Here is a 12296-nt window from a genome sequence, read left to right as displayed (position 1 = left end):
CGGGTGGCGCGATGCTTACCCGACCTACGATCCTATGCCCGGCAATTTTCACCACCGGGCATCAACGATTAATCGTTGTCGGAACCACCCAGACCTGCGTTCAGCAGTTCTGCCAGGCTCGCGGATGCATCTTCAGCAGTGACCTGCGGTGCGGCTGGCAGTTCGCCCGCTGCACGACGACGCATACGATCCTGATGGTACGCATAACCGGTACCAGCCGGGATCAGACGACCCACGATAACGTTCTCTTTCAGACCGCGCAGTTCATCACGTTTACCCGCAACAGCTGCTTCGGTCAGGACACGTGTAGTCTCCTGGAACGATGCTGCGGAGATGAAGGACTCGGTTGCCAGAGACGCTTTGGTGATACCCAGCAGATCACGTGCAAAGGTCGCACCGATTTTGCCGTTCGCTTCCAGATCGCGGTTAGCGATCTTAACGCGTGAGTATTCAACCTGCTCGCCTTCCAGGAAGTCGGAGCTGCCAGCGTTTTCGATGGTTGCTTTACGCAGCATCTGACGAACGATAACTTCGATGTGCTTATCGTTAATCTTAACGCCTTGCAGACGGTAAACGTCCTGTACTTCGTTGGTGATGTAACGCGTTACCGCGTGTACGCCACGAAGACGCAGAATGTCGTGCGGCGCTTCTGGACCATCGGAAACCACGTCACCACGTTCTACACGTTCACCTTCGAACACGTTGAGCTGACGCCACTTAGGAATCATCTCTTCGTACGGCTCGCTACCATCTACTGGAGTGATAACCAGACGGCGTTTACCTTTGGTCTCTTTACCGAAGGAAATGATACCGCTGATTTCAGCCAGGATTGCAGGCTCTTTCGGACGACGTGCTTCGAACAGATCCGCAACGCGTGGCAGACCACCGGTGATGTCCTTGGTACCGCTGGACTCCTGAGGAATACGCGCCAGAGCATCACCCGCACCGATCTGAATGCCATCTTCCAACTGAACGATCGCTTTACCTGGCAGGAAGTACTGCGCAGGCATGTCGGTGCCTGGGATCAGAACGTCGTTACCCTGAGCATCAACGATTTTCAGTGCAGGACGCAGATCTTTACCACCGGCAGTACGTTCAGCAGAATCCAGAACCACCAGAGAAGACAGACCGGTCAGCTCGTCAGTCTGACGAGTAATGGTCTGGCCGTCGATCATGTCAGTGAAGCGGATGAAACCACTTACTTCGGTGATAACCGGCATGGTGTGTGGATCCCAGTTTGCTACGGTTTCGCCGCCAGCAACCTGCTCGCCATCACCTTTCGCCATAACAGCACCGTAAGGCACTTTATAGCTCTCTTTGGTACGACCGAATTCGTCGATCAGCTTCAGCTCGGTGTTACGAGAGGTCACAACCAGCTTGCCTGCGGAGTTAACAACAGACTTCGCGTTGCTGAGCTTGATGCTACCTTTGTTTTTCACCTGGATGCTGGATTCAGCAGCCGCACGAGATGCCGCACCACCGATGTGGAACGTACGCATCGTCAGCTGTGTACCCGGCTCACCGATTGACTGTGCCGCGATAACGCCGATTGCTTCACCTTTGTTGATGATGTGGCCACGCGCCAGGTCACGACCATAGCAGTGCGCACAAACACCAAAGTCGGTGTCACAGGATACAACGGAACGCACTTTCACTGAGTCAACAGAGTTGGCTTCCAGCAGATCACACCAGTGCTCGTGCAGCAGCGTGTTGCGTGGAACCAGAATGTCTGCGGTACCCGGCTTCAGGATGTCTTCCGCAGCTACACGACCCAGAACGCGATCGCGCAGTGGCTCTTTAACATCACCACCCTCGATAACCGGGGTCATGGTGATACCTTCGAGGGTGCCACAATCGTCTTCGGTAACAACCAGATCCTGCGCAACGTCAACCAGACGACGCGTCAGATAACCGGAGTTCGCGGTTTTCAGTGCGGTATCCGCCAGACCTTTACGAGCACCGTGAGTAGAGATGAAGTACTGGAGTACGTTCAGACCTTCACGGAAGTTCGCGGTGATTGGCGTTTCGATGATGGAGCCATCTGGCTTCGCCATCAGACCACGCATACCTGCCAGCTGACGAATCTGTGCTGCAGAACCACGCGCACCGGAGTCGGCCATCATGTAGATGCTGTTGAAGGAAACCTGCTGCTCTTCTACGCCGTCACGGTTAATAACGGTTTCGGTTTGCAGGTTATCCATCATCGCTTTGGATACGCGATCGTTCGCCGCAGCCCAGATATCGATAACTTTGTTATAGCGTTCGCCCGCGGTTACCAGACCAGACTGGAACTGCTCCTGGATCTCAGCAACTTCAGCTTCCGCTTCAGAGATGATTTCGTGTTTCTTCTCTGGGATGACCATGTCATCAATACCAACAGATGCACCTGAACGCGCTGCATAAGCAAAGCCGGTGTACATTGTCTGGTCAGCGAAGATAACGGTCGGCTTCAGGCCCAGAATGCGGTAACAGGTGTTCAGCATTTTGGAGATTGCTTTCTTGCCCAGCGCCTGGTTGACGATGGAGAAAGGCAGACCTTTCGGCACGATCATCCACAGAATGGCACGGCCAACGGTCGTGTCCTTAATGCTGGTTTTCGCGACGAACTCGCCGTTTTCATCTTTTTCATATTCGGTGATACGCACTTTAACGCGCGCATGCAGAGAGGCCAGGCCAGCGCGGTAAATACGCTCAGCTTCTTTAGGGCCAGTCAGCACCATGCCTTCGCCTTTGGCGTTAACACAGTCACGGGTCATGTAGTACAGACCCAATACAACGTCCTGAGAAGGAACGATGATTGGTTCACCGTTCGCTGGGGACAGGATGTTGTTGGTAGACATCATCAGCGCACGCGCTTCGAGCTGGGCTTCCAGCGTCAGCGGTACGTGAACAGCCATCTGGTCACCATCGAAGTCGGCGTTATAGGCCGCACAAACCAGCGGGTGCAGCTGGATAGCTTTACCTTCGATCAGTACTGGCTCAAATGCCTGGATACCCAGACGGTGCAGTGTTGGTGCACGGTTCAGTAGTACCGGGTGTTCGCGGATAACTTCGTCCAGGATATCCCAAACGACAGCTTCTTCACGCTCAACCATTTTCTTAGCGGCTTTGATGGTGGTGGCCAGGCCACGCAGTTCCAGCTTGCCGTAGATGAACGGTTTGAACAGCTCCAGTGCCATTTTCTTCGGCAGACCGCACTGATGCAGACGCAGGTATGGACCTACGGTGATTACAGAACGACCGGAGTAGTCAACACGCTTACCGAGCAGGTTCTGACGGAAACGACCCTGTTTACCTTTGATCATATCGGCCAAAGATTTCAGAGGACGTTTGTTAGAACCGGTGATCGCACGACCGCGACGACCGTTATCCAGCAGGGCATCTACCGCTTCCTGCAGCATACGTTTTTCGTTGCGTACGATGATATCTGGCGCAGCCAGATCCAGCAGGCGCTTCAGACGGTTGTTACGGTTGATGACGCGACGGTACAGATCGTTCAGATCGGACGTTGCGAAACGACCACCATCCAGTGGAACCAGCGGACGCAGATCTGGCGGCAGAACCGGCAGAACGGTCAGGATCATCCACTCTGGTTTGTTACCAGACTGAACGAACGCTTCCAGCAGCTTAATACGCTTGGTCAGCTTTTTACGCTTGGTTTCGGAGTTGGTTTCGTTCAGCTCTTCACGCAGCTGCTCGCACTCTTGCTCCAGATCCATGCTCTTCAGCAGGGCCTGGATAGCTTCCGCACCCATCTTCGCGTCGAATTCGTCACCGAACTCTTCCAGCGCGTCCAGATACTGTTCTTCGGTCAGAATCTGGTTACGTTCCAGATTCGTCATACCGCCTTCGATAACAACATAAGATTCGAAGTACAGAACACGTTCGATATCACGCAGCGGCATATCCAGCAGCAAACCGATACGGGACGGCAGAGATTTCAGGAACCAGATGTGGGCAGTCGGAGACGCCAGCTCGATGTGGCCCATGCGCTCACGACGCACTTTAGTCTGGGTCACTTCAACGCCGCACTTCTCACAGATAACACCACGGTGTTTCAGGCGCTTGTACTTACCGCACAGGCACTCGTAATCTTTTACTGGCCCGAAAATACGCGCACAGAAAAGGCCGTCACGCTCAGGTTTGAACGTACGGTAGTTGATGGTTTCTGGCTTTTTAACTTCACCAAAAGACCATGAACGGATCATGTCTGGCGAGGCCAGAGCAATTTTGATCGCATCAAACTCTTCGGTTTTAGTTTGCGCTTTCAGAAACTTTAATAAGTCTTTCACGGATTTGCTCCCGTCGGAGTTAGCACAATCTGGTGCCGGGGATTAACCCGGCACCAGTGACCTGTTTGAGCGAGAGTTACTCGTCTTCCAGCTCGATGTTGATACCCAGTGAACGGATCTCTTTCAACAGTACGTTGAAGGATTCCGGCATACCTGGTTCCATCTGATGGTTGCCGTCCACGATGTTTTTATACATCTTCGTACGGCCGTTCACGTCATCAGACTTAACGGTAAGCATTTCTTGCAGGGTATATGCTGCGCCATATGCTTCCAGCGCCCACACTTCCATCTCACCGAAGCGCTGACCACCGAACTGAGCCTTACCACCCAGCGGCTGCTGAGTAACCAGGCTGTAAGAACCGGTAGAACGCGCGTGCATTTTGTCATCAACCAGGTGGTTCAGTTTCAGCATGTACATGTAGCCAACGGTAACCTGGCGCTCGAATTGCTCACCGGTACGACCGTCGAACAGAGTGATCTGACCGGAAGTCGGCAGGCCACCCAGCTGTAACAGTTCCTTGATTTCAGACTCTTTTGCACCGTCGAATACTGGCGTTGCGATCGGCATACCCTTACGCAGGTTTTCCGCCAGACGCAGAACTTCATCATCGCTGAAGGTGTTCAGGTCGACTTTCTGACGAACGTCAGTACCCAGATCGTACGCACGCTGGATGAACTCGCGCAGTTTCGCGACTTCTTGCTGCTGTTTCAGCATGGCGTTGATTTTCTCGCCGATACCTTTCGCAGCCATACCCAGGTGGGTTTCGAGGATCTGACCGATGTTCATACGAGATGGTACGCCCAGCGGGTTCAGTACGATATCTACCGGCGTACCGTTAGCATCGTGTGGCATATCCTCGATCGGGTTGATCTTGGAGATAACACCCTTGTTACCGTGACGACCTGCCATCTTATCACCAGGCTGAATCTGACGTTTCACAGCCAGATACACCTTAACAATCTTCAGCACGCCTGGTGCCAGATCGTCGCCCTGAGTGATTTTACGGCGTTTCGCTTCGAGTTTTTTCTCGAACTCGTGTTTCAGTTCGTCATACTGCTCAGCCAGCTGTTCCAGCTGATTTTGTTTCTCTTCGTCGGTCAGGCCCAGTTCCAGCCAGCGATCGCGAGGCAGTTTGTCGAGCTTCTCAGCTTCAACACCACCGGCAACCAGCACCGCATAAATACGGCTGAACAGACCCGCTTCGAGGATTTGCAGTTCTTCAGACAGGTCTTTCTTAGCCTGTTTGAGCTGCATTTCTTCGATTTCGAGCGCGCGTTTGTCTTTCTCTACGCCATCACGGGTGAAGACCTGAACGTCGATAACAGTACCGGAAACACCGTTTGGTACGCGCAGAGAAGAGTCTTTAACGTCAGACGCTTTCTCACCGAAGATAGCACGCAGCAGTTTCTCTTCTGGCGTCAGCTGGGTTTCACCTTTCGGTGTTACCTTACCAACCAGAATATCGCCGCCGGTCACTTCCGCACCGATGTAAACAATACCGGATTCATCCAGTTTGGAGAGCGCAGCTTCACCCACGTTCGGGATGTCAGCGGTGATCTCTTCTGGCCCCAGCTTGGTGTCACGGGACACACATGCCAGTTCCTGAATGTGGATGGTGGTGAAACGATCTTCCTGAACAACACGCTCGGAGACGAGGATGGAGTCTTCGAAGTTGTAACCGTTCCACGGCATGAACGCTACGCGCATGTTCTGACCGAGCGCCAGTTCACCGAGGTCGGTAGACGGGCCGTCAGCCAGCACGTCGCCGCGCTCAATTGGCTCACCCAGAGACACACATGGCATCTGGTTGATACAGGTGTTCTGGTTAGAACGGGTGTACTTGGTCAGGTTATAGATGTCGATACCTGCTTCACCTGGGTACATCTCGTCTTCGTTAACTTTGATAACGATACGGGAAGCATCCACGTACTGAACAGTACCGCCACGTTTAGCAACCGCAGTAACACCGGAGTCAACGGCAACAGCACGTTCCATACCGGTACCAACCAGCGGCTTATCAGCGCGCAGAGTTGGAACGGCCTGACGTTGCATGTTCGCACCCATCAATGCACGGTTGGCGTCATCGTGTTCCAGGAACGGGATCAGGGACGCACCGACGGATACCACCTGCTGGGTGGATACGTCCATGTAGTCAACCTGGTCGCGGCTGAACAAGCTGGATTCGCCTTTGCTACGGCAGGTAACCAGATCTTCTTCAAAGTGACCTTCGTCATCCAGGTTGGAGTTCGCCTGAGCGATAACGTAGTTGCCTTCTTCGATAGCAGACAGGTAGTGAATTTCGTCAGTTACAACACCGTCAGTCACTTTACGGTACGGAGTCTCGAGGAAGCCGTATTCGTTAGTCTGTGCGTACACGGACAGGGAGTTGATCAGACCGATGTTTGGACCTTCAGGCGTTTCGATTGGACATACGCGACCGTAGTGAGTCGGGTGTACGTCTCGAACTTCAAAGCCTGCACGTTCACGGGTCAGACCGCCTGGGCCGAGTGCAGAGATACGACGTTTGTGCGTAATCTCAGACAGCGGGTTGTTCTGGTCCATAAACTGAGACAGCTGGCTGGAGCCGAAGAACTCTTTCACTGCTGCGGAAATCGGTTTGGCGTTGATCATATCCTGAGGCATCAGGGTATCCAGATCGCCCAGAGACAGACGCTCTTTCACCGCACGCTCTACACGTACCAGGCCAACACGGAACTGGTTTTCCGCCATTTCGCCTACGGAACGGATACGACGGTTGCCGAGGTGGTCGATATCGTCCACTTCGCCTTTGCCGTTACGGATATCGATGAGCTTCTTCATCACTTCGATGATGTCGTCTTTGCTCAGGATACCGGAACCTTCGATTTCGTCGCGCAGCAGAGAACGGTTGAACTTCATACGACCAACCGCAGACAGGTCATAGCGGTCTTCGGAGAAGAACAGGTTCTCGAACAGGCTTTCCGCCGCTTCGCGAGTTGGTGGCTCACCAGGACGCATCATACGGTAAATTTCTACCAGCGCGCTCAGACGATCGGTGGTTGGGTCGACGCGAATAGTCTCAGACATATACGCGCCGTGGTCCAGATCGTTGGTGAACAGCGTTTCGATACGTTTGTGGCCAGACTGGCTCAGCTTCGCCAGCAGATCCAGGCTCAGCTCCATGTTCGCAGCGCAGATCAGCTCACCCGTTGACTCGTCAACGTAATCTTTCGCGACCACTTTTCCAGCAATGTATTCAACCGGAACTTCGATGTGTTTGATATCATCTTTTTCCAGCTGACGGATATGGCGCGCAGTGATACGGCGACCTTTTTCCACATACACTTTGCCGTCGGCTTCGATGTCGAACGACGCGGTCTCACCACGCAGACGTTCCGGCACCAGCTCCATTTGCAGCTTGTTGTCGCGGATTTCAAAGATCACTTTCTCGAAGAACAGGTCCAGGATCTGTTCAGTGGTGTATTGCAGCGCACGCAAAATGATGGTCGCTGGCAGTTTACGACGACGGTCGATACGGACAAACAGGTTGTCTTTTGGATCGAACTCGAAGTCCAGCCAGGAACCACGGTAAGGAATGATGCGCGCGTTATACAGTACTTTACCGGAAGAGTGTGTTTTACCTTTATCGCTGTCGAAGAAGACGCCCGGGCTACGATGCAGCTGGGAAACGATAACACGCTCAGTACCGTTGATAACGAAAGTACCGTTGTCTGTCATGAGTGGAATTTCACCCATGTAGACTTCTTGTTCTTTAATGTCCTTAACGGTGCCTTCCGGCGCTTCGCGCTCGTAGATCACCAGACGCAGTTTTACGCGCAGCGGTGCGGAATAGGTCACGCCACGAATCTGACATTCCTGAACGTCAAACACCGGTTCGCCAAGGCGGTAGCTGACGTATTGCAGCTCAGAATTACCGCTATAGCTTTTAATCGGGAATACGGAACGGAAAGCTGCTTCCAGACCATACTGCCCTTCAGGATCTTGCTCGATAAACTTCTGGAACGAGTCAAGCTGGATAGAAAGGAGATAAGGTATATCCAGAACTTGTGGACGTTTACCAAAATCCTTACGAATACGTTTTTTCTCGGTATAGGAGTAAACCATTAGGGTTCCTCAGCTCGCTGACAAGTCGACCCATCTGTCCGACGAAGGGACAGTTTGTGCAACACCATTTTTTTGATCGGAAAATTGAATACTTTCCGCAATACCTGTTGCTATCACGCTTAAACCATTTCGTTGCGATTTACACAGAGCGAGCACCCTGTCGCAGTATATTAAGGCGTCGATAGAAACAAGCATTGTCAGGACAATCAGCAGTCAAACAGTGTGAAATGCTACTGATGCCTTACAGCGCAAAAAGGCTGGTGACTAAAAAGTCACCAGCCATCAGCCTAATTACTTAGGCTGCAACCAGAAAAGTTGGCTTATTTAACTTCAACTTCAGCGCCAGCTTCTTCCAGAGATTTTTTCAGTGCTTCTGCGTCGTCTTTGCTCACGCCTTCTTTCAGCGCAGCTGGGGCAGATTCTACCAGGTCTTTAGCTTCTTTCAGACCCAGGCCAGTTGCGCCACGTACTGCTTTGATAACAGCAACTTTGTTAGCGCCAGCAGCTTTCAGAATTACGTCGAATTCAGTTTTTTCTTCAGCAGCTTCAACCGGGCCAGCAGCTACAGCTACAGCAGCAGCAGCGGAAACACCGAATTTTTCTTCCATTGCAGAGATCAGTTCTACAACGTCCATTACGGACATAGCTGCAACTGCTTCAATGATTTGATCTTTAGTGATAGACATTTAAATTGTTCCTGAAAATCAGAATAAGTTTATACGTAAGCAAATGCTTTATAAAGATAACTGCTATTAAGCAGCTTCTTTCGCATCGCGAACAGCAGCCAGAGTGCGAACCAGTTTGCCAGCCGAAGCTTCTTTCATGGTTGCCATCAGGCGTGCAATTGCTTCTTCGTAGGTCGGCAGGGTTGCCAGGCGATCGATGTTCGATGCCGTGATCAACTCACCTTCAAAGGCTGCAGCTTTGACCTCAAATTTTGCATTCGCTTTCGCGAACTCTTTGAACAGACGAGCAGCAGCGCCCGGGTGTTCCATAGAGTATGCAATCAGGGTCGGACCAACAAACGTGTCTTTCAGGCACTCGAATGGAGTACCTTCAACTACGCGACGCAGCAGGGTGTTACGAACAACACGCATGTATACGCCAGCTTCACGACCTGCTTTACGCAGTTCAGTCATTTTGTCTACAGTAACGCCACGGGAATCCGCAACTACTGCAGACAGCGCGCCTTTGGCTACTTCGCTGACTTCAGCAACAATCGCTTGTTTGTCTTGAAGATTTAAAGCCATTAGCTTTGCTCCTGGATGTTTGCCGGAACTCATGTTCCGGAACTCACTTCACTCATTCCAACGGAAAGAGCGTCTTAATACGGTGAGCAGAAACAAGCCAGAGTATCAAAAAATAATCTTAGCGTTCTGTCACCGTCTACGCAGGGGATTAAGTCTCTTGCGAAACACCTGCGGTCTTCGACGGAGGCCTGGATTAGGCCAGGCTCCAACGAACAAATCTTTTAGCCGCTAACTTTCGTTAGCAAACGTGGGGGTAAGATTGTAGACAAAATCACCGCCCACGTAAAGGCATTAGTTTGCAGCAGCGCTCAGGCCAGCCTGATCAACTGCAACACCTGCACCCATGGTGGTGGAGATGCTAACTTTCTTGATGTACACGCCTTTAGCCTGAGTTGGTTTAGCTTTTTTCAGCGCAACCAGCAGAGATTCCAGGTTTTCTTTCAGTTTGTCAGCGTCAAAGTCCACTTTACCGATGGTGGTGTGGATGATGCCGTTTTTGTCGTTACGATAACGAACCTGACCTGCTTTAGCGTTCTTAACCGCTTCAGCAACGTTAGGAGTTACAGTACCCACTTTCGGGTTTGGCATCAGGCCGCGTGGACCCAGAACCTGGCCCAGCTGGCCAACAACGCGCATTGCATCTGGAGATGCAATAACAACGTCAAAGTTCATTTCGCCTTTCTTGATCTGGTCAGCCAGATCTTCCATACCTACCAGTTCAGCGCCAGCAGCTTTAGCAGCTTCTGCGTTGGCACCCTGAGCAAATACGGCTACGCGAACGGAACGGCCAGTACCGTGTGGCAGTACAGTTGCACCACGAACGTTCTGATCAGATTTACGAGCATCGATGCCCAGGTTAACAGCAACGTCAACGCTTTCAACGAACTTAGCAGTAGCCAGTTCTTTCAGCAGAGCGATAGCTTCGTTGATGTCGTACTGTTTGGTCGCATCAACTTTGTCACGGATCACGGACATGCGCTTGGTCAGTTTAGCCATTTCTTAGTCCTCCACTACCAGGCCCATGGAACGTGCAGTACCTTCGATTGAGCGAGTCATCGCTTCAATGTCGGCACCAGTCATGTCGGCAGCTTTGGTCTGCGCGATTTCCTGCAGCTGAGCGCGGGAAATTTTACCCACTTTGTCTTTGTTCGGTTTACCGGAACCAGACTTGATACCAGCCGCTTTCTTCAGCAGAACTGCTGCTGGAGGGGTTTTGGTAACGAAAGTGAAAGAACGGTCAGCGTAAACAGTGATTACGACTGGAATTGGCAGACCTTTTTCCAGGGATTCGGTTTTGGCGTTGAACGCTTTACAGAATTCCATGATGTTAACACCCTGCTGACCCAGAGCTGGACCAACTGGTGGACTTGGGTTCGCCATACCAGCTGCAACCTGCAGCTTGACGTAGGCTTGTACTTTCTTAGCCATTCTAAAATCCTCAAATTGGGTGATAGCGCTTCAGAGAAGCTCCCCGTGATGTAAAAATCGTTTTACGGGCTTAGCCCATAAAAACAAAAGGCGCGAAATTGTATTCCAATCTCGCGCCCTGTGCAACGATTAAATCGCCGCTTTTTTGATCGCTGCTTAGGCTTTTTCTACCTGGGCAAAGTCCAGTTCTACTGGGGTCGCACGACCGAAGATAGAAACAGAAACTTTCAGGCGGGACTTCTCGTAGTCCACTTCTTCAACCACACCGTTGAAGTCAGCAAACGGACCGTCGCTAACACGAACCATCTCACCCGGTTCAAACAGCGTTTTAGGACGCGGCTTATCACCAACCTGTTGCAGGCGGTTCATAATCGCATCAACTTCTTTGTCGCTGATTGGCGCCGGACGGTCAGACGTGCCGCCGATAAAGCCCATCACGCGCGGTACGCTGCGCACCAGGTGCCAGCTCGCGTCGTTCATAACCATCTGAACCAGCACGTAACCCGGGAAGAATTTACGTTCGCTTTTGCGACGCTGGCCGCCACGGATCTCGACCACTTCTTCGGTCGGAACCATTACTTCGCCAAACAACTCTTCCATATTGTGTAATTTGATATGCTCACGCAGCGACGTAGCTACGCGGCCTTCAAAACCGGAAAACGCCTGAACGACGTACCAACGCTTTTTAGGGGCTTCAGACATCTTAGAACCTCAGGCCAGTGATAAAGGATACCAGGCGAACCAGAATACCATCCAGTCCCCACAGGATCAGTGACATTACCGCAGTCACTGCAGCCACAATCAACGTGGTATGCAATGTTTCCTGGCGGGTTGGCCAAATTACCTTGCGGACTTCGGTACGTGCTTCGCGCGCGAAAGCAACGGTTGCTTTACCTTTAGTCGTTAACAGCGCGACACCGCCCGCTGCAGCAATCAGAATCACCACTGCCAGCGCACGCAGCGGCAGCATCATGTCACGATAAAGATAGTTGCCAACGATTGCCACAATCAGCAGCACGGCAACAGCGACCCACTTCATCGCTTCCAGGCCGCGCCCGCTCCCTTGAGCTTCGGTATTCGCACTCATAAACCAACCTGTAAGAAGAATTCTACAAATAATTTCACCCCGCGATTGCGAGGCGAGCCAAATCGAAACGCTTAATCCCTTTAGGGATTATACGCTCTCTGCAGAGCCTGTCTCAGCAATGATTATGACAAAAA

General features: G+C 52.0%; 8 protein-coding genes. All 8 read right to left on the bottom strand.

What is annotated here, in order from left to right:
• Positions 1-68: 68 nt before the first annotated feature.
• Positions 69-4292 (bottom strand): DNA-directed RNA polymerase subunit beta', encoded by a 4224-nt coding sequence (rpoC, locus tag HV107_RS11245; protein WP_182063250.1) that lies wholly within the window; start codon positions 4290-4292, stop codon positions 69-71.
• Positions 4293-4368: 76 nt separating this feature from the next.
• Complete coding sequence (rpoB, locus tag HV107_RS11240; RefSeq protein WP_182063249.1) at positions 4369-8397, bottom strand: DNA-directed RNA polymerase subunit beta; 4029 nt, start codon at positions 8395-8397, stop codon at positions 4369-4371.
• Between the two features lie 320 nt (positions 8398-8717).
• Positions 8718-9083 carry a 50S ribosomal protein L7/L12 gene (rplL, locus tag HV107_RS11235; protein ID WP_000028879.1) on the bottom strand — a complete coding sequence of 122 codons (366 nt, stop codon included), beginning with the start codon at positions 9081-9083 and terminating at the stop codon, positions 8718-8720.
• A gap of 66 nt (positions 9084-9149) precedes the next feature.
• The gene (rplJ, locus tag HV107_RS11230) at positions 9150-9647 is read right to left on the bottom strand and encodes a 50S ribosomal protein L10 (RefSeq protein WP_182063248.1); all 498 of its coding nucleotides are present in this window, start codon (positions 9645-9647) and stop codon (positions 9150-9152) included.
• Positions 9648-9938: 291 nt separating this feature from the next.
• Complete coding sequence (gene rplA / locus HV107_RS11225; RefSeq protein ID WP_006176745.1) at positions 9939-10643, bottom strand: 50S ribosomal protein L1; 705 nt, start codon at positions 10641-10643, stop codon at positions 9939-9941.
• Between the two features lie 3 nt (positions 10644-10646).
• The gene (rplK, locus tag HV107_RS11220) at positions 10647-11075 is read right to left on the bottom strand and encodes a 50S ribosomal protein L11 (protein WP_008503452.1); all 429 of its coding nucleotides are present in this window, start codon (positions 11073-11075) and stop codon (positions 10647-10649) included.
• Between the two features lie 156 nt (positions 11076-11231).
• Positions 11232-11777, bottom strand: coding sequence for a transcription termination/antitermination protein NusG (nusG, locus tag HV107_RS11215; protein WP_002438628.1), 546 nt, complete (start codon positions 11775-11777; stop codon positions 11232-11234).
• Between the two features lies 1 nt (position 11778).
• Positions 11779-12162, bottom strand: a complete 384-nt coding sequence (secE, locus tag HV107_RS11210) for a preprotein translocase subunit SecE (protein WP_014068449.1) — start codon at positions 12160-12162, stop codon at positions 11779-11781.
• Between the last annotated feature and the right edge of the window lie 134 nt (positions 12163-12296).

Origin of the sequence: Enterobacter sp. RHBSTW-00175 (assembly GCF_013927005.1) — a bacterium.
In the GTDB taxonomy this organism is placed as follows: Bacteria; Pseudomonadota; Gammaproteobacteria; order Enterobacterales; family Enterobacteriaceae; genus Enterobacter.
This window is presented reverse-complemented; position numbering and strand designations above follow the sequence as displayed.

Bases quoted from the DNA above. Each gene is read 5' to 3' on its own strand.
- rpoB (WP_182063249.1), bottom strand. From the start codon at position 8,397: ATGGTTTACTCCTATACCGAGAAAAAACGTATTCGTAAGGATTTTGGT.
- rplL (WP_000028879.1), bottom strand. From the start codon at position 9,083: ATGTCTATCACTAAAGATCAAATCATTGAAGCAGTTGCAGCTATGTCC.
- rplJ (WP_182063248.1), bottom strand. From the start codon at position 9,647: ATGGCTTTAAATCTTCAAGACAAACAAGCGATTGTTGCTGAAGTCAGC.
- rplA (WP_006176745.1), bottom strand. From the start codon at position 10,643: ATGGCTAAACTGACCAAGCGCATGTCCGTGATCCGTGACAAAGTTGAT.
- rplK (WP_008503452.1), bottom strand. From the start codon at position 11,075: ATGGCTAAGAAAGTACAAGCCTACGTCAAGCTGCAGGTTGCAGCTGGT.
- nusG (WP_002438628.1), bottom strand. From the start codon at position 11,777: ATGTCTGAAGCCCCTAAAAAGCGTTGGTACGTCGTTCAGGCGTTTTCC.
- secE (WP_014068449.1), bottom strand. From the start codon at position 12,162: ATGAGTGCGAATACCGAAGCTCAAGGGAGCGGGCGCGGCCTGGAAGCG.